Raw genomic sequence first — 17,936 nt, forward strand, 5'->3', positions numbered from 1 at the left:
CAGCGGTAATCTCTGCGGGTGCGCGAATGCCTGCCGTCGAGCGCGACCGATCCGTCCCGCCACACCCGGCGAGCCGTCCGAGCGGTCCTCAGTGGAACGCTGGCGGCTCTGCTCGGCGGCGCCCTGGTGGTCCCGTCCCCGGCGGCCGCGGCACCACCCACCTGCGGCCCACCCGGCGAGGACATCCTGACGGAGATGCCGTGGGCACTGCGCCGGCTGGAACCGTCCTCGGCGTGGCCGCTGTCCCGAGGATCCGGGGTGACCGTGGCCGTGATCGACTCCGGGGTCTCCGCCATCCACCCACTGCTCAAGGGCCAGGTGGCCGAGGGCCGCGACTTCAACGGCCTGCCGGCCAACCAGGGCCAGTGTGACCTGGTCGGGCACGGCACGATGGTGGCCGGCATCATCGCGGGCCGGGAGGGCACCGGCGTCCCGTACAGCGGCGTCGCCCCGGCGGCCCGCATCCTGCCGATCCGCGTCCTGCCCGACACCAAGGACACCAGGGACGAGGCCCTGCCCGGGCAGATCGCCGCCGCCATCGACTGGGCGGTCGACAACGGCGCCGACGTGATCAACCTGTCCCTGATGACCCTGCCCCGCCCCGAGCTCGCCCTGGCAGTCGAGAACGCGCTCGCCAAGGGTGTCGTGGTCGTCGCCGCCGCCGGCAACCGGCAGGAGCAGCAGGAGAACAGGCCCGCCTACCCGGCCGCGTACCCCGGGGTCATCGCGGTCGCCGGCGTGGACGAGCTGGGCGGCCACGTGGGCACCTCCGTCAGCGGCTCGTACGTCGACGTCGCCGCCCCGGGACTGACCATCGTCGGCCCGGCCCCCGGCGGGAGCGGCTACCGCGCCGAGCCGACGGGCGGCACCAGCTTCGCCGCCGCGTACGTCTCGGGGGTGGCCGCGCTGGTCAGGTCGGCCTACCCGGACCTCAGCCCCCAGCAGGTCGCCGAGCGGCTGGAGAAGACGGCGGACGCCCCGCCGGACGGGCACAACGCGGAGGTCGGTTACGGGGTGGTCAACCCGTACCGGGCACTGTCGAGCCTGCTGGGCACCCGGACGGACCCGCCCGCCGGCGCGCTCGCGCCGCCCACCAGATCGGACGACCCGCTGAGCTGGCAGCGCACCGTCGCGATCTGGGTGGCAGCCGTCGGCGGCCTGCTCACCGCACTGCTGCTGGCCGCCCGGCCGATCATTACCCGGGGTCGTCGGCGCGGCTGGCGCCCCGGCCGGCGCACCGACACACCGGTCACCGGCTGACAGCGTCGAGCGGCACAACGCAATGCGGCTCCGGCCCGGTGGAACCGGACCGGAGCCGCACTGACGTCAGGCTCAGCCCCACACCTTGGCGTTGCTCATCTCGGTGGAGACGTAGTTCTCGCGGGCGATGCCGACGGCACCGCCGATCTCGTTGAGGATCCGGTTGATGTCCCGGACCGACGTGTCCCACTTGGCCTGGTGCTGCTCGTAGGCCGCCCGGTCCTCGCCGTCCCACTGGAGCTTGGACAGCATCGACCGCAGCGTGTCCAGCTTCTCGTCGATCGTCTTCGAGATGGCCTGCATCTGCTGGTTGCTGCTCTCGAGGACCGCGTAGTCAACCTTGATCGTCACGATTTCCTCCTCTGCTGGCTACGGATCACGGGTTGAGAGCAGAGTGGAACTTGTCCAGCATCTGCTGCTGCTCTTCGTCGTTGACCTGGTGCGTCGTACCCGACTTGTCGAGCAGGTCAGCGATGCTGTCCATCGCCGTCAGCAGGTTGACGGTGTCCTCGTTCCACCGCTGCATCAGCGACTGGAAGCCCGTGGACGCCTGACCCTTCCACGCCATGGCCAGGTCGTCGACTACGTTCCACAGCTTCTTCAGCTCGCCGTCGACCTCGCTGCGCGTGGACCGCACGTCACTCGCGGCAGTATGCAGAGTCGCAGCTTCGACCTCGAACGCCATGCTTCACACCCTTCCGTCATGTTGTGGCGGCGGCTTTGCCGCACCCCTCCCCCGCGGCAAGGCAGCAACACCCCACCGACGGACACTCCAGTGAAGACCGTAGCGGAAGCGGTCCAGCCCGCGCAGCCCTGACCGGCCACCTTCGATGGATGGTGGTGAATCGGGTCAGGCGGATCGGGACGGGAATCCGACACAGGCACGAAGCCGTCCCGGGCGACGGACGTGCGGCCACCGTCGACCGGCACGATCCGGGCCGAGCCGATACCCGTCACGACGGCTCGGACCACGCGGTCTGGATCAGCTGCTGACCGTCACGACGGCGGACCAACGTGCCGCGGCCCGGCGGCTGCGGGCTCGGCCGCAACGTGCCGAAGACCGCCCCCTCCTCCCGGTTGCCGGACATCAGCAGACCGGGGGAATCCAGCTCCCGCAGCCTCTGCAGCACCGGCTCGTAGAGCGCCCGGGACACCCCGCCGACCCGGCGCGTGATGATCAGGTGCAGGCCGATGTCGCGGGCCTGCGGCAACAGCTCGTGCAGAGCGCTGAGCGGGTTGCTGCCGCCCGAGGCCACCAGGTCGTAGTCGTCCACCAGGATGTACAGGTCCGGGCCCTTCCACCAGCTGCGGTCACGCAACTGGGCGGTGGTCACGTCCGGGCCGGGCAACCGGTTGTTCAGCGCACTGCGGATCGAGCCGAGCCCCTGGGCGAACGCCTGGTTGGACGGTGCGTAGTCGAGCAGGTGGTCGCCCTCCACCGCGCCCAGCAGCCCGCGCCGGTAGTCGGCGATCACCAGCCGGGCCTGGGCCGGCGTGTACCGCTCGGTGATGCCCCGGGCGATCAGCCGCAGCAGGTTCGTCTTGCCGCACTCGGCGTCACCGAAGACCGTCAGGTGCGGCTCGTTGGCCAGGTCCAGGTAGACCGGCGCCAGCGCCGACTCGTTCACCCCGATCGGCAGGCCGGGCGCCGACCGGTCGATGATCCGGGCGAGCTCGGCCACCGGCAGCCGGCGTGGCAGCAGCCGCACCTTCGGCGCCGGCCGGCCCGGCCAGTTGGCTGCCACGTGCCCGGCCAGGGCGATCGACGCCTCGCTCAGGTCGTCGATGTCCCGGCGGCCGTCGATCCGCGAGATCGCGGTGAGGAAGTGCAGCTTGTCGCGGGTCAGACCGCGACCGGGCGACTTCTCCGGCACGTTCATCGCCGACCGACGGTCGATTTCGGACTCCGAGGCGTCACCCAGGCGCAGCTCCAGCTTGGTGCCGAGCAGGTCCCGCATGTTGATCCGGATCTCCGCCCAGCGCACCGCCGTGAGCACCACGTGCACGCCGAAGCCGAGACCCCGGTTGGCCAGCGTGGTGATGGTCTGCTCCAGCTCCTCGTACTCCTGGCGCAGCGTGTTCCAGCCGTCCACCACCAGGAACACGTCACCGAACGGGTCGTCGGCGAACTCACCGGCGGCCCGGCGACGGCGGTAGCTGGCCACCGAGTCGATGCCGTGCTGGGCGAACCGCGTCTCCCGGTCGTCCAGGACGGCGACCACCTCGGCCACCGTCCGGCGCACCGCCTCCACGTCCCGCCGACCGGCCACCCCCGCCATGTGCGGCAGCCGCTCCAGGCTGCGCAGCGCGCCGCCGCCGAAGTCGAGGCAGAAGAACTGCACCTCACGCGGCGTGTGGGTGAGCGCCAGCGAGGCGAGCAGCGAGCGCAGCATGGTGCTCTTGCCGCTGAGCGAGCGGCCGACGATGACCACGTTTCCGCCGGCACCGGCCAGCTCGACCATCATCGGGTCACGGCGCTGCTCGTACGGACGGTCCACCACGCCCACCGGCACGGTGAGCCGCCCCCGGCCCGGCCAGGACGCGGTGCACAGCCCGTAGGTCGGGTCGACCGCCAGCGGGCCGAGCAGCTCACCCAGACCCGGAGGGTCGGCGAGCGGCGGCAGCCACACCTGGTGCGCCGGACGGCCCCGGCCCTTGAGCTGCTCGATCAGCACGTCGAGCATCGCCACGGCCTTGCCGTCGGCCGGCTGCTCCGGCTCCGGAGCGGTGTCCACCGGCATCTGCGGAAGCTGCGCCGGGATGAAGTCGAGGCCGTACGGCACGATCCGTCGCTGCACCAGGGCCTGCGACGCGGACGCCTGCTGCCCCGGCGCCCGGTACGGCCCGGACACGTACGCGGCCCGGAACCGCAGCATCGTGCTGGTGTCGGTCTTCAGATAGCCGTGGCCCGGCGCGTTCGGCAGCTCGTACGCGTCCGGTACGCCGAGCACGATCCGGCTCTCCACCGCGGAGAAGGTACGCAGACCGATCCGGTACGACAGGTGGGTGTCCAGGCCGCGCAGCTTGCCCTCTTCCAGCCGCTGGCTGGCCAGCAGCAGGTGCACGCCGAGCGACCGGCCCAACCGGCCGATCATCACGAACAGGTCGATGAAGTCGGGCTTCGCGGCGAGCAGCTCGCTGAACTCGTCACAGATGATCAGCAGGCTGGGCATCGGCGCCAGCGGTTCGCCGGCCGCCCGGGCCTTCTCGTACTCGAAGCGGGACACGTAGTTTCCGGCCGCCCGCAGCAGCTCCTGCCGGCGCACCATCTCGCCGGCGAGCGCGTCGCGCATCCGGTCGACCAGAGGCAGCTCGTCGGCCAGGTTGGTGATCACGGCACTGGTGTGTGGCAGCGCCTCCAGCGAGGCGAACGTCGCGCCGCCCTTGAAGTCCACCAGGACGAAGTTCAGCTCCTCCGACGAGTGGGTCACCGCCAGCGCGGCCACCACCGTCCGCAGCAACTCGCTCTTGCCGGACCCGGTCGCACCGATCACCAGGCCGTGCGGGCCCATGCCCTCGTGCGCCGACTCCTTGAAGTCCAGTTCGACCACGTTGCCGTCCGGGCCGACGCCGAGCGGGATACGCAGCCGGTCGCGGTGACCGCGCGGGCGCCAGGTCTGGTGGACGTCGACCGCCGCGGCGTCGCCGACGCCGAGCAGGTCCGGCAGCTCCATGCTGCGGGCCAGCGGCTCCTCGCTGCTGGTCTGCTGCTGGGAGAGCCGGAAGGGCGCGATCTGCCGGGCCAGCCCCTCGGCGGCCTCGGCGCTGAGCCGGTCGGGTCGGCCGAGCTGCGAGGACGAGGTGCCACGCACCAGGTCGAGGGTGCTTCCGTCGCCCACGTCGAGGCAGAGCAGCCAACGGCCGGCGTCGCGCGGCACCGTACCGGAGAGGTCGATCATGGTGGCGCCGAGCAGCCCCTGGCCGACCAGCTGGCAGGTCGGTGAGATCTCGCCGCCGTCGACGACCACGACCAGGTGCGGCGCGGTCGTCAGGGGCTTGGCCTCCGGCGCGAACCGGGGCCGCCCGGCCAGCTCGCCGGCGAGCGACTCCTCGGCCTCGGCCAGGCTGGCGAAGACCAGCCGGCGGGCGCCGGCGGCGTCGGTACGTCCACTGTGGTGCGCGTGGGGCAGCCACTTGACCCAGCCCCAGGCGGACTGCCGGTCGGGCGCGGCGACCACCGCGATCACCAGGTCCTCCGGGGCGTGGAACGTGGCCAGCTGACCGAGCGCCGCCCGGGTCAGGTCGAGCACGGGCTCCCGGTCACCGCGCAGCACGACCCGGCTGAACGCGCGCACCGACAGCGCGGTCGGCAGGTCGGGAACGGTGGAGTGTGCGCGGACGAACCGGCGCAGCGCGATGGCGCTCATCGGCTCCAGGTCCTCGACCGGCTTGGTCTCGGGCGGGACGATCTCCACCGCCAGCCGCTGCGGGCCGAGCGCGATGCGGGTCTCGCCGAAGTCGTCCTCGGTGATCCGCCGTTCCCAGAGCCGCCGGGACGCGGCGATCGACCAGAGCGCGTCGGGCTCCGGGTGCCGCCAGGCCATCGCCGCCCGCTGCTGCTCGGCGGCGCGCCGGGTGCGCTTGCGCATCTGGGCCAGGTAACGCATGTAGTCGCGGCGGTCGGCGTTCAGCTCGGCCTTGTCCTTGCCACCACTGTTGCTCAGCGAACCGATCGCCATCCCGAGCATCGAGACGCCGAACAGGCCGCCGGCGACGTACGTCATCATGCCGCCGCCCCTGCCGGCGTAGAGGAAGGCCATCGCGCCGACCCCGCAGAACATCGGCAGGATCATGAGCAGCTGCCCCATCCCGCGGGGCGTCGGCTCGGGCAGCTCAGGCGGGGATTCCAGCAGCACCTCACCGCGCGGCAGAGCAGGCCCCGGCTGACGCGGAAGCCGACGGAACACGACCGTGCTCACGGCTGTCTCCTCCCCAGAAGCGGCCCTGATGACGTGCCGTCGCGAACCGAAGTCCGCGGGTGGGCATCGTACGTGCCCGTCATCGTAGGTAATCTCCCGTGGGCGCGGTGGACCCGCACCGCGGCACCGCGGCCCGCTGATCGTAGACGGACACCTGGAGGCCACTGTGGCGACGAAGACGGCGACCGGTGGTCTGAGCCGGATCACCATCGTGGCTCCCCGTACCCGAATGGATCTGGCCCTCCCGTCGGACGTACCGATGGCCGACCTGCTGCCCACCCTGCTGCGCTACGCCGGGGAGGACCTGGCCGACGACGGGGTGCGGCACGGCGGCTGGGCACTGTCCCGGTTGGGCGGTGCTCCCCTGGACGGCGGGCGCACCGCCGCGCAGCTCGGCGTCCGTGACGGCGAGGTCCTGTACTTCAATCCCCGTTCGGCCGCCGCGCCGGAGATCGTCTTCGACGACGTGGTGGACGCGGTCGCCACCGCCACCAACCAGCGTCCCGGCGCCTGGCAGGTCGCCTCGACCCGGTCCTTCGCGGTGTTGTTCGCGGCGGCCGCGCTCAGTGCCGGAGCAGTCGCCGCGCTCTTCGCCGGCCCGCCACACCTGCCGGGCGCGCTGGCCGCCCTGCTCGTCACGGTGGCGCTGCTGGTGGGCGCGGCGGTCCTGTCCCGGGCCGCCGGTGACAGCCGGACCGGGGCGGTGCTGGCCGTCGTCGGCCTGGTGCACGCCGGCACCGGCGGTCTGCTGCTGCTCGCCGGCGACCGGTCGCTGACCGACCTGGCCAGTCCGCACGTCCTGCTCGCGGCCACCGCCGTGGTGGTCGCCGGAGCGGTGGCCGCGCTGGCCGTCGGTGACCGCTACCCGCTCTTCTTCGCCGCGATCGGGGTGGGTGCCGCGACCGGCCTGGGCGCGGTGCTCTGCCTGGTCTTCGGCATCGACGCGCCGGCAGCGGCGGCGGTGGTGGCGGCCGTCGCGTTCGGGGCGGTGCCCGCGCTGCCGATGGCGGCCTACCGGCTGGCCCGGCTGCCGGTGCCGTCGATCCCCACCGGTCCGGAGGACCTGAAGACCGACAGCGAGTCGGTCGACGGCCGGCAGGTGCTCCAGCTCAGCGATCGGGCCGACCAGTTCCTCACCGGTCTGCTGTGGACGGTGTCGCTGCTGGTGCTCGGCGCACAGCTGGTGCTGGCCCTGGACGGCCGACTGCCGGCGGTGCTGTTCTGCCTGGTGCTGGCCCTGCTCTCGCTGCTGCGGGCCCGCCCGCTGCTGGGCCGCGCCCAGCGCACCCCGGTGCTGCTCGCCGGCACCGTCGGGCTGGGCCTGGCCGCGGCGGCCACCTACGCCGGCGGATCGCTGCCGGTCCGGCTTGGCCTGGTTCTGGGCGGTCTACTGCTGGCCGCCGTGGTCAGCCTGATCTACGGCCTGACCGTGGCCGGCAAGCGCATCTCCCCGGTGTGGGGCCGGCTGCTCGACATCGTCGAGATCCTGCTGATCATCTCGCTGGTGCCGCTCGCCGTCTGGGTCTGCGGCCTGTACGGCTGGATCGTCAACCTGCGCCCCTGACCCGACGGGGCTTCCGCCGCGTCGACCGGCCCGTTCAACGGCCGGTCGACGGGCGGACGGTCAGCGGGGTTGCGGACGGGGAGAGCCGCCCAGCGTCGACGCGACCGGCGCGCTGGCGTACACCCCGGGGGCGTGCTGCCCGTCCACCGGCCGGGCCGACGCGCCGGCCCGGTGCGCGACGTCCTGGACCACCTTGACCAGCGCCTCCACGTGGTTGTCCATGGCCGCGACGCGCAGCAGTGGCGCCGCCACCCGCCCGTCCGGCGACACCGCCGCCGCCACGGTGTGCGACGGCGCCGACGTCGCGGTGATCGCCTCCACCAGCGGGCCGAGCGGGGCGTCCGACCCGCCCCGCAGGGCCAGGCAGCGGTGCGTCCAGCCGCCGCCGCGCAACCCCCGCCAGGTCTCCGTCGGCGGCTCCGGCACGAGGTCCAGCCCGGCCGCCGAGACCACGGCCGCGCGCAGCTCGTCGCGGCCCAGTGGCCGGTGGGCCAGCCCGGCGGCGGTCAGAGCCTTGCCCAGCCGGCCGATTCCGGCGGCCAACGTCCGGTGTACGCCGGGCAGCCCGCCGCCCCGGCTCACCGCCTCCACCCGCGCGTCGCGCACGGTGAGCCGCAGCGCCACCCAGACGGTCCGGTGCGCCGCCGGCGGAGCACCGGGCGCCGGATACCAGACCAGGGTGTGCGCCACGACCTGTGCCCGGGAGACCGGCGCGGCGAAGTCCGTGAGCACCCGCAGCGCCCGGTCCACCGCCGACGCGTCCATCGAGCCGACCGTCGTGCCGGGAGCGGGTTGCAGGGCGACCGCGGCGAACCAGCCCAGGGCGTCCTGCCCGATGCCCAGGCGCGTACCCCGGTCGGTCAGCTCGATGACGCTCAGCTCGGGGGCGAGCGCGGCCAGCCGGGGATCCACCGCCGTGCCGTCGGCCAGCGCCGCCGTGGCACGCTCGCCGCGGAGCCGCAGCCGCCGGCGCAGCAGCAGGTCCTCGAACCACCAGCGGCCACCACGACGGGCGAACGCGGCGAGGACGACCAGCGCCGCCACCGTGCCCACCGCGGCGAGCAGCCAACTGGGCCCGGCCGTCGCGGCCCAGACGGCGACCGCGCACAGCTCCAGCACGACGAGCTGCCCCACCAGCATCGGACCGACCCGCCCCCGACCGGGACGCTCGGCCGGCGGCGTCGCCCTCGCCGGGACGTCGGACGGGTTCGTGGTCACTCGGGCGGGTGGCGCCTGAACCTGCGTCATGGGTGACTGTCCCTCCTGCACGGTACGGCTCTGCGCCGGGTCGTTCCGGCGCCGGCCACGGGCGGTGGTCCCAAAGACCCGCCGTCGGCCCCTTATCGTAGGGAAGCCCGCGACGGCGTTCCGACCTGATCGTCGCGGATCCACCCCGCCGGAGGTAAGTCATGCGGACCCGCCGCGATCAGGTGCAGGCGTACCGCTTCGTCACCCGCCGGATCGTCTCCGCCTTGCTGTCGGGCGATCCGGAGACCACCAACCTGCCGATGCGACGGCTCGGCATGGCCATCTTCGGCAGCGTGATCGCCGCGGCCGTGGTGCTGGGCGGGGTGGGCGCGTACGGCCAGCTGACCGGGAACACCGCGCCGCTGGAGGACAACACGCTGGTCATCGAGCGGGAGAGCGGCGCGACGTACGTGTTCATGGAGGGCAGGCTGCTTCCGACGCTCAACTACACGTCGGCCCGGCTGGTCCTGGACACCCCTGACCCGACGGTGCGGACGATGTCCCAGGCGTCGCTGCGGGACCGGCCGCGCGGGCGCACCGTCGGCATCGTCGGCGCACCGGACGCGCTGCCGGACCGCAAGTCGCTGACCGGTCTGCCCTGGTCGGTCTGCGACGTGCCCGACCCGGCCGACCCGCGTCGCTCCAGCACCCGCCTGGTCATCGACCGTGCGCTGCCCGGCGGCACGCCGCTGGGCGACCGCGCGGTACTGGTCACCGTGGACGGTCAGCGGTACCTGCTCACCGGTGGTTCCCGGCTCCAGGTGGTCGGCGGCGACCAGGCGATCGCCGCCCTGCGGATGACCGGCACGGCACCGCTGCCGGTCGGGCAGCAACTGCTCAACGCGGTGCCGGCCGGGCCGCCGTTGCGGAAGCCGTCGCTGCCCGGCGAGGGCGAGCGCAGCGGCCTGGCCGTGGCCGACCAGCCGGCCAACATCGGTCAGGTGTTCCAGGCGGCCGGGCAGCACTACGTGCTGACCCGTGAAGGGCTCGTCTCAATCACTGAGATAACCGCGCTTCTGATGATCGGCGGCGGCGGTCAGATCACCGACATCACGCCGGATCAGGCCGGGCGGCTGCTGACCGAGCAGCGGGTCGACGAGGAGGGCCTGCCCCTGAGGCTGCCCGAGCTGTACGCGGCCCGCTCCGGGCAGACCGTGCTGTGCGCGACGTACCGGGCGGGCAGCGGAGGCGGCCCGCCGACCACGACCGTCGAGGTCTTCGACCGGGCGCCTGCGGAGCTGACCGCGAACGCCTCGGGCCCGGTTCCGGTGCGACAGACCGCCCGCGATTCGGTGCGGACGGCCGAGGCGGTGCTGCTGCCCGGCGGCAAGGGTGTGCTCGCGCAGGCCGCTCCCGGCGCCGGGACCAGCGGATCTGCCGCCGCCGGGTCGACGATCTACCTGATCAGCCCGCAGGGCGTCCGCTACCCGCTCGGGTCGGCCGAGACGATGGCCGTCCTCGGCTACGGAGGGGTCACCCCGCTGGCGGTGCCCGGCTCACTGCTCTCGTTGATCCCGACCGGGCCCAACCTGAACCGGAAGGACGCGTCGGTCTTCTTCTCGCCCGGCGGCTCGTCGCCGGCCGCGCCAGCGCCGGAGGCGACCTCGCCCGCCTCACCCAGCGCCACTCCGGAGACCGGCGGGGCTGGCGGTGGGGTGGCCACGGCATCGACCGGAGCCGACGACTGAGCGGTCCGGACGGGTCGCCCCGCGTCGCACCCGTGGACTAACCTGAGAGCTGCTGACGGTTGTCAACCAGAACGACGGGGATGTTGCCATGACCGGGCGTACGGAAGTCGACCTGTTGTCCCTTGAGGACTTCCAGCAGCATCTGGCCGCACGGCTGACCGAGGCCGAGTCGGTGCTGCGCAAGCTCAACACCGAGATGCAGTGCCGTCCTCCGGCGTTGGGCTCGTTCACCGACGCCACCGACAACGCCCGCCGCTACAGCGACGTCCACCAGTCCTATGTGGTCCAGGCCGAGCGACTCCGGCAGGCGGTGCAGGCGGCGCAGCAGGCGACCAGCACGATCCTGACCAACTACCGCACCGCCGAGGCGCGCAACGCGGCCAACGCCACCGACATCACCGCCGCGCTGACGGGGGTCGACCGGGCGCTGGCCCCGAAGGGGGATGGGCGTGTCTGAGTACACCCAGCGCTACCAGGGCAACACGCACCAGCAGCTCTACGACGGCGTGATGGCCGGCAAGCCGGAGCAGATCGAGGACGTGGCTGCCCAGTGGGCCGCCCTCAAGGGCATCCTGGACGGTCTCGCCCGCGAGCTGAGCGGCGACCTGGAGAAGCTCGGCAACACCTGGACGGGTTCGGCGGGCCGGGAGTTCCAGCGGCGGCTGTCGCTGATCGTCGCCCACACCACGGCGCTGGGCGAGGGGATGGCCGGTGTCAAGCAGGGGCTGACCATGATGGCCGGCCAGTTGCGCACCGCCCACAAGCAGGCCGAGAGCCCCGAGGCGACCGACGACAACGACCAGGCGATCTCCGGTGCGCTCCGGGGTGCCGCCACCTTCGGCCTGCCCGGCGCGGTGGTCGGCGGCATCATGGGTCACCAGCAGGACAAGGCAGAGCAGGAGAAGGCCCACCAGCGGATGGTGAACGTGGTGGCCGAGCTGGCAGCCGGCTACGACCTCTCCGCGTACGACCGGGTGGTCGACCCGCCGCCTCCGGACCCGGAGACGCCGAAGACGGCCCGCGAGGACCCGACGACGCCCCGCAGCGCTCCGCCCACCGACACCCCGAGCGCCGCGCCCACCGCCACCAGGCTCACCGCACACACCGGCGACGCCACCATCACGACGCCTGACCGTGTCACCCCACCCCCGGTTGTCGGCGGCGGGTCCGGCACCGGCCAGGACGGCGCGGGCACCGGTGGCACGCCGGGTGTCGTCACGGGCCCGGGCAGTGGCTCCGCCACCGAGGGCGGCACCTCCCTGGCCAGCGCGGACCCGGTGCTCGGCGGGGCGCTGCTCGCCGGCGGGGCCGCCGGTCTGGCCGGCCTGTCCGGGCCGACCACCGTGACCGCCAGCGCCGGCGCCGGGCCGGGTCTGCTCTTCGGGGCGCAGGGCGGGGCTCCGGCCGGCGGGGTGCTTCGCACCGCCGCGCTCGCCGGTTCGGGCAGCACGCCCACCGCCTCGGTCCGGCCGGCCGCTGGCCCGCCCGCAGCCGACAACCGCCCCGCCGCCGGCGTCGGGCGCAGCATCGACGGTCGGCGTGGTGAGACCCCGGGTCGCGCGGCGGCCGGCGGCGCGGGCGCGAAACGCCCCGGTGTGCTCGGCGGGCACGGCCGACCGACCGACGACGAGTCCGACGAGCGGCTGACCTGGCTGACCGAGGACGAGATGGTGTGGCGCGACAGCGGGGACGCCCCGCCGCCGGTGCTCGGCACCGCCGACTGACCGATCCACCGCCGACGCGCGACAGCGTCGGTGGCGCCGAACGTACCGTGGCCCCGGCCGGACCCGATCCGACCGGGGCCACCGTCATGTCGCGGGGGGTGCCGTCAGTCCGTCCGTCCACAGTGTGCGGCGTGGCGACGGTCACCCTCGAACGGTCCTCCGCCGAGCTGCGCCGCCACGGGACGGGCGTTAGGTTGGTCCTGTGTCCTCTGCAGCGCTCGTCCGCCCAGCCCGGTGGGCTGCGCTGCGGTCGGTGCGTGAGCTGACCCGGCTGGCATTCACCGCGCTGGTGCTCGCGGTCGGCATCGGAGGAGCGCTCGCCGCGACCCCACCTCCCGCACCGACGCAGCTGCGGCCCAGCGCCGTGAGCAGCCGGGTGGACACCCTCCGACCCGAGGCCGCCGCGGCCACCGAGCGGGCGAGCCAGCCCGCCCCATCCCGACCGGTCAGCACCGTCGCCACCGTGGCGACCGGTCCGGTCACCGCCGGTCCGCAGCACGCGGCGGCCATCGAGCCAGGCCGCGGCACTCCGGCCCGACGCGGCCCGCCCACCCGCTGACCTCGGCCGACCACCGGCGCCCGCGACCCACGCGGTCCGGTGCGGGGCGCCAGTCCCGCTACCGGAGTCGTCGCCGTGACCACGCCGGCCGAAGAGCACCCGAACGCTGACCCCACCGGCAGACGCCGCACAGCGGTGACCGCCCGAGGTTCGGCAGTTCACCCGGCCCGTGCCGCCGGGACACCCGTCCGTCGCCACCGTCGATACCCGTCGTTCGACCGCGAGGTGCTGATCATGCAGACCGTCCTCTCCGCCTTCCTGCCCGACGTGCCCCGGGCCGCCGCCATCTGGCTGGGCCTGCTCGGGGTGGTCGTGGTCGCTGTCGCCGCCCTGCTGCTGCGTCCCGGCAGGTTCCGCATCGACCCGGGTTCCCGGATCCGTCGCGCCGCCATGCCCAGCCAGCTCGAACAGGCGCACGAGGAACGGGAGCAGAGCCGCTACGCGCAGGAGGTCGCGGTGGCCGCCGAGCGGGCCACCACCACCGCCCAACGCCGCCGCTCGGAGTGGCTGGCCGCGCAGGAGGCCGTGGAGACCGCCTGGCAGGCGTACGAGGCGGCCGAGGCGGCCGTCCGACGGCTCGGTGCCGCTGCCGCGATGCCGCTGCCGCACACCGCCCGGACCCCGGCCGAGTACGCCGACCGCGAGCGCTACCTGCACCGGGCCGCGCTGGACGCGTACTGGCGGCGGGAGCTGTCGGTGGAGCAGCTCAGTGACGTCTTCGCGCATCGTGGCGGCTGGGACCCCCGGCTGCACCCGGTCGAGCAGGAGTTGGTGCTGCAGCGGGCGATCCGGGACAATCTCGCGGCTCGACACGCTGCCGCCGTGGAGCGGGAGCAGGCCGCCTGGCGGGCTGCGGAGATGGCCGTGGCGGCGGCCCGCAGCCTGCGCGAGGAGGCCCACGCGGCGACCGGACGGCGGGTGGCGGAGTCGGCGTCGGTGCTGCCGCTGAGTGAGGTCGTCCGGCCCGCGGTCGAGCAGACCCGGGAGAACGCGGTGGTCGCCCGCGGTCGCGCGACCGTACCCGCCTTCTGATCCCTTGGCGCGCCGGTTCCCGCACCGGCGCGGGTGGGTTAGCGTGACGCCATGTCCCGACAGGCGTGGGTCCTCGTGGTGGTCGCCGGCATTCTGGCCATCGCCACACTGGTCGGCGCGGTGGTGCTGGCGGTGCGGGTGGTGCGGACCCGCCGCCTGCTGACCGGGCTCGGCGCGGGGGGCAAGGTCGCCTTCTACGGCGCGCTGATCTACACGATCTTTCCGGTCGACCTGCTTCCGGACCCGATCTACCTGGACGACATGGGCGTCCTGGCCGGCGCACTGATCTACCTGACCCGGCTGGTGCAGCAGCGCCGGGCGGCCGAGCGGCGGCTGCCAGGACAGCCGGACGCGCCGCCGGACCGCGTACGCCGCCGCGTGAAATGATCGAGGTCGGTTCGGTGGACGGGGGACGGGCATGGCGGGCGATCATCGGCTGGACGTGCACGACGACCGCGTCGCCGCCTTCTGCGCCGAACGGCACCTCGCCACGCTGACGACCCTGCGTGCCGACGGCACCCCGCACGTGGTGCCCGTCGGGGTCACCCTCGACGCGGCCGCCGGGCTGGCCCGGGTGATCACCTCCAACACCTCCCACAAGGCCCGTCAGGTGGCCGCTGCCGGCGCGGCAGGCACCCCGGTGGCCGTGTGTCACGTCGACGGCCGCCGCTGGCTGACGATCGAGGGCCGCGCGGTGCTCAGGTCGGATCGGGCCGCCGTTGCGGAGGCGGAACGCCGCTACGCCGAGCGGTATCGCACCCCGCGCCCGAATCCGGAACGGGTGGTCATCGAGATCACCGTGACGGGCCTGCTGGGCAGCCTCTGACCCGTCGGCATCCTCTCGCCGGTCGCACGAGCCGGGGTGTTTGTCCGGTTGATGCCCGAATTATCCGTTTTCATGGTCGCTGTCGGAGCCGTGAGCAGCGGCACGTCGGGCCCGGAATCGCGCCCGACCGGCAGCCGTTGCACCAGGTCGCGACGTTCGTAGCGACAACCGGTGGCGGAATGCACGCCGGAGCAGAGCCGTTACGTCCCCGGTACGCCCCACGGCCGAGCCGCCGAGGGTCGTCGCCCACCTGATGAGCCGAGCGCCCTTCCCGGTGCTGCTGCCCTCCGCCCGTCGGAGGCCCCAACCCCCGAACGGAGACTCGACCATGAACCCGATCATCCAGAAGAGCGGTCTGTCCGTCGCCGGCCTGCTGGTCGCGGGCGGTTGCGCCCTCGGCCCCGCTGTGGCCGCGCAGGCCGCGCCGGTGCAGGGCGTCGGCGCCCCGACCTCGTCGAGCCAGAGCGACCGGGGCAACCAGCGTTCCGCCGAGCGGATCCTCGGCATCGACTACCAGGCCCAGCCGAACTTCTACTACTGCGGCCCGGCAGCCACCCGGATCGCGCTGTCCGCGCAGGGTAAGGCCGTCTCCCAGGACGAGGTCGCCAAGCTCCTCGGCACCACCGAGGCCGGCACCCCCTCGGCCCTGGACACCACCCGGGTGCTGAACGAGCTGACCGGCGGCACGTACCGGACCACCGAGATCCGCGACTCGGTGGCTCGCCCCGAGCAGGTCGATCAGCTGCGCCGGGACGTGCTGGCCGCGGTGGACGCGGGCCGGCCGGTGGTGGCCAACATCAAGGGCACGGCCGTGGACACCGACGGCAACCCGCACTCGTACGAGGGCGGCCACTACCTGACCCTGGTCGGCTACCGCGACGGCGGGGACCTGATCCGGGTCGCCGACCCGGCCAACCCGGCGCTGGGCGAGTACTGGATGAGCCTGCCGAAGGTCGCCAACTGGATCGCCGAGCGGGGCTACTCCTCCTGACCCCGACGGTTTTCACCGGGCCGGTTTCCCCCTGTCGGGGAGGCCGGCCCGGTCGCCGTTCCGGTACCGGGCGCTGAGCCGTGTCCGTCGGCGGACCCGGGCGGCGCGGTTGGGCGGGGCCCGGTGCATCTGCCGGTGAGGTGGCGGATGTATCTCCTTCTCACCAGCTCCGGCCGCTCGGCGCGCCATCCGGTTGGCGTCGTCCGGTTCACAACCGGTGGCCCGGAGCAGGTCGCTGCACGCCGTACGCAGGCCGGTAACCAGCGCGTCGCCGAACTCGCGCACCCCGATCGCAGCGGACCGGCCAGCCAGTTCGGCGCACTCCCGGACGAACCGGCGAGTCCGCTCGGGGTCCTCGCCGGACCGGTGCTCGGAGTGCAGCTCAGCCACCGCCTGGCCCAGCCGGGCCACCGCATCCGGCAGCTCGTCCGGGATCGGCTCACCGTACTGCAGGGCGGTCGCCGACCAGCGGGCCAGCGCCCGGCTGTCCAGCGTCAACCGCTCCAGGTGCTCGGCTGCGTGGGCGTACCGGCGGTACTGCTCACGCCGGTGCCAGCGGGCCGGCGCGATCGTCACCACCTCCTCCGCACCGCTGAGCGACTCGTGCAGCCGACCCAGGTCGCCCTCGGTGGCGCGCAGCCGCTCCAGGACCCGCACCGCCCGGTCGGCGTCGCGCTCCCGCAGCGCCTGCGCCAGTTCGGCGAGCTGCTCACGGAGGACCGTGACGATCGGTGCCACGGCGCGATCCAGTACGCGCATCGGGTTGATCGGCAACAGCAGCGCGACGACCACCAGGCCGACCACCCCGCCGACGAGCGCGTCGAAGATCCGGGGCAGCTCCAGGCCGCGTTCCATCGGGGCCAGCGTGGCGATCAGCACCGCCGTACCACCGGCCTGACCGACCAGCGGACCGCCCCTTCCGGCCACCAGCAGCGCGCTGGCGATGGCGAGCGTGACCACCGCGCCGGTCTGCCACGGGCCCGAGCCGAGCAGGTAGCGCAGCGCGTCGCCGATGACGATGCCGATGCCCACCCCGCCCAGCAGCTCGAAGGTGCGCCGCGCCCGCTGCCCGATGGCGGTGGCGATCGTGGCGACGGCGGCGGCCGGGGCGAAGACGTGCGCTCCGGGGCCGAGCAGGTGCTGGGCGATCAGGGCGGCGAGCGCCGCGGCCAGCCCGGCCTGGATCGCGATCACCAGGGTGATCTCCCACTGCCGGGCCCGGATCCGACCAGCCTGCCCTCCCCGGCGTCGCACCCGTTCGACCGCCTGGCCGCTGCGCTCGGCGGCCTGGCCGAGCCGCGACCGGTCACTGTCGGCAGGTGGGCGGTCATCGGCCATGGCGGCGCTTACCCCGGCGTCGGCCGGACAATCGTGCCCATCCGCCCCGCTCGCCACGGCAACACCATCGGCCTCCCTGGATTTGCCCAGCCCCTGGGGGGTACCAGGGCCGCACACACCTACCGATCCGCAACCGGTAAGGGGCCGCGACATGACCAATCCACAGACCACCGACGGCCAGGACGTCATCGACATCCTGACCGCCGACCACCGTGAGGTCGAGACACTGTTCGTCGAGCTGGAGACCCGGCAGGGCACCCCCGAGCACCGCCGCCAGCTCGTCGACGTGGTGATCGCCGAGCTCGTCCGCCACGCGGTGGCCGAGGAGACGTACGTCTATCCGCTCGCCCGCAAGGCACTGCCCGACGGCGACGAGATCGCCGAGCACGAGATCACCGAGCACGCCGACGCCGAGCGGACCATGAAGGACCTGGAGGCCCTCGACCCGTCCGATCCGCGCTTCGACGAGCTGCTCGCCCACCTGACCAGCACCATTCGGCACCATGTGGAGGACGAGGAGAGCGAGCTCTTCCCCCGGTTGCGTGCCGCGGTGGCCGGGGAGGAACTGGCCGAGCTGGCCGGCAAGGTCACGGCGATCAAGAAGAGCGCGCCGACCAGGCCGCACCCGGCGGCGCCGGACCGTCCGCCGGCCAACAAGATCGTCAACCCCGGCACCGGTCTGGTCGACCGGCTCCGCGACGCGCTGGACGGCCGCCCGACCTCGATGAGCGAGCTGCGCGACAAGCAGCAAACCTGACCCAGCGGGAGTCAGGCGCGAACGTCGGGT

At 73.6% G+C, this 17,936-nt stretch carries 16 protein-coding genes; 11 read left to right on the forward strand and 5 right to left on the reverse strand.

What is annotated here, in order from left to right; genetic code table 11:
• Nucleotides 1-18: 18 nt before the first annotated feature.
• Entirely contained in the window at nucleotides 19-1,260 is a 1,242-nt protein-coding gene (mycP, locus tag M8C17_RS09580; RefSeq protein WP_252416050.1) for a type VII secretion-associated serine protease mycosin, read from the forward strand.
• 72 nt (nucleotides 1,261-1,332) lie between these two features.
• Here mycP and M8C17_RS09585 read toward each other — a convergent pair whose 3' ends face one another.
• From M8C17_RS09585 to eccCa, 3 genes are all read right to left on the reverse strand, one after another.
• Nucleotides 1,333-1,611, reverse strand: coding sequence for a WXG100 family type VII secretion target (locus M8C17_RS09585; protein WP_252416051.1), 279 nt, complete (start codon nucleotides 1,609-1,611; stop codon nucleotides 1,333-1,335).
• Between the two features lie 25 nt (nucleotides 1,612-1,636).
• On the reverse strand, nucleotides 1,637-1,945 hold the full coding sequence (locus tag M8C17_RS09590) for a WXG100 family type VII secretion target (RefSeq protein ID WP_074316322.1): 309 nt from the start codon (nucleotides 1,943-1,945) through the stop codon (nucleotides 1,637-1,639).
• Between the two features lie 268 nt (nucleotides 1,946-2,213).
• A complete protein-coding gene (eccCa, locus tag M8C17_RS09595; RefSeq protein WP_252416052.1) occupies nucleotides 2,214-6,179 on the reverse strand; it encodes a type VII secretion protein EccCa in 3,966 nt (1,321 codons plus the stop codon).
• Nucleotides 6,180-6,345: 166 nt separating this feature from the next.
• Here eccCa and eccD point away from each other — a divergent pair, with 166 nt between their 5' ends.
• Complete coding sequence (eccD, locus tag M8C17_RS09600) at nucleotides 6,346-7,743, forward strand: type VII secretion integral membrane protein EccD (RefSeq protein WP_252416053.1); 1,398 nt, start codon at nucleotides 6,346-6,348, stop codon at nucleotides 7,741-7,743.
• Between the two features lie 60 nt (nucleotides 7,744-7,803).
• Here the strand turns inward: eccD and M8C17_RS09605 are convergent, their stop codons facing one another.
• The gene (locus tag M8C17_RS09605) at nucleotides 7,804-8,991 is read right to left on the reverse strand and encodes a type VII secretion protein EccE (protein WP_252416054.1); all 1,188 of its coding nucleotides are present in this window, start codon (nucleotides 8,989-8,991) and stop codon (nucleotides 7,804-7,806) included.
• Between the two features lie 161 nt (nucleotides 8,992-9,152).
• Between M8C17_RS09605 and eccB the strand changes: the two genes are divergently transcribed.
• The 8 genes from eccB (at nucleotide 9,153) to M8C17_RS09645 (ending at nucleotide 15,811) form a co-directional block, all read left to right on the forward strand.
• Nucleotides 9,153-10,679: a type VII secretion protein EccB gene (eccB, locus tag M8C17_RS09610; protein ID WP_252416055.1), complete on the forward strand. Its 1,527-nt coding sequence runs from the start codon at nucleotides 9,153-9,155 to the stop codon at nucleotides 10,677-10,679.
• Nucleotides 10,680-10,767: 88 nt separating this feature from the next.
• Nucleotides 10,768-11,136 carry a hypothetical protein gene (locus tag M8C17_RS09615; RefSeq protein WP_252416056.1) on the forward strand — a complete coding sequence of 123 codons (369 nt, stop codon included), beginning with the start codon at nucleotides 10,768-10,770 and terminating at the stop codon, nucleotides 11,134-11,136.
• Nucleotides 11,129-12,403, forward strand: a complete 1,275-nt coding sequence (locus tag M8C17_RS09620; protein ID WP_252416057.1) for a WXG100 family type VII secretion target — start codon at nucleotides 11,129-11,131, stop codon at nucleotides 12,401-12,403. The genes M8C17_RS09615 and M8C17_RS09620 overlap by 8 nt, the downstream gene beginning before the upstream one ends.
• 202 nt (nucleotides 12,404-12,605) lie before the next feature.
• Nucleotides 12,606-12,962 (forward strand): hypothetical protein, encoded by a 357-nt coding sequence (locus tag M8C17_RS09625; protein ID WP_252416058.1) that lies wholly within the window; start codon nucleotides 12,606-12,608, stop codon nucleotides 12,960-12,962.
• Nucleotides 12,963-13,196: 234 nt separating this feature from the next.
• A complete protein-coding gene (locus M8C17_RS09630) occupies nucleotides 13,197-13,994 on the forward strand; it encodes a hypothetical protein (RefSeq protein WP_252416059.1) in 798 nt (265 codons plus the stop codon).
• 51 nt (nucleotides 13,995-14,045) lie between these two features.
• Nucleotides 14,046-14,381: a YkvA family protein gene (locus M8C17_RS09635; RefSeq protein ID WP_252416060.1), complete on the forward strand. Its 336-nt coding sequence runs from the start codon at nucleotides 14,046-14,048 to the stop codon at nucleotides 14,379-14,381.
• Between the two features lie 31 nt (nucleotides 14,382-14,412).
• Nucleotides 14,413-14,820, forward strand: coding sequence for a pyridoxamine 5'-phosphate oxidase family protein (locus M8C17_RS09640; RefSeq protein ID WP_252416061.1), 408 nt, complete (start codon nucleotides 14,413-14,415; stop codon nucleotides 14,818-14,820).
• 328 nt (nucleotides 14,821-15,148) lie between these two features.
• Nucleotides 15,149-15,811 (forward strand): C39 family peptidase, encoded by a 663-nt coding sequence (locus M8C17_RS09645; RefSeq protein WP_252416062.1) that lies wholly within the window; start codon nucleotides 15,149-15,151, stop codon nucleotides 15,809-15,811.
• Nucleotides 15,812-15,823: 12 nt separating this feature from the next.
• Here M8C17_RS09645 and M8C17_RS09650 read toward each other — a convergent pair whose 3' ends face one another.
• Entirely contained in the window at nucleotides 15,824-17,149 is a 1,326-nt protein-coding gene (locus M8C17_RS09650) for an FUSC family protein (protein ID WP_252416063.1), read from the reverse strand.
• Between the two features lie 151 nt (nucleotides 17,150-17,300).
• Between M8C17_RS09650 and M8C17_RS09655 the strand changes: the two genes are divergently transcribed.
• Entirely contained in the window at nucleotides 17,301-17,906 is a 606-nt protein-coding gene (locus M8C17_RS09655) for a hemerythrin domain-containing protein (protein ID WP_252416064.1), read from the forward strand.
• Nucleotides 17,907-17,936 lie beyond the last annotated feature (30 nt).

The organism is Micromonospora sp. RHAY321 (assembly GCF_023896955.1).
In the GTDB taxonomy this organism is placed as follows: domain Bacteria; phylum Actinomycetota; class Actinomycetes; order Mycobacteriales; family Micromonosporaceae; genus Micromonospora.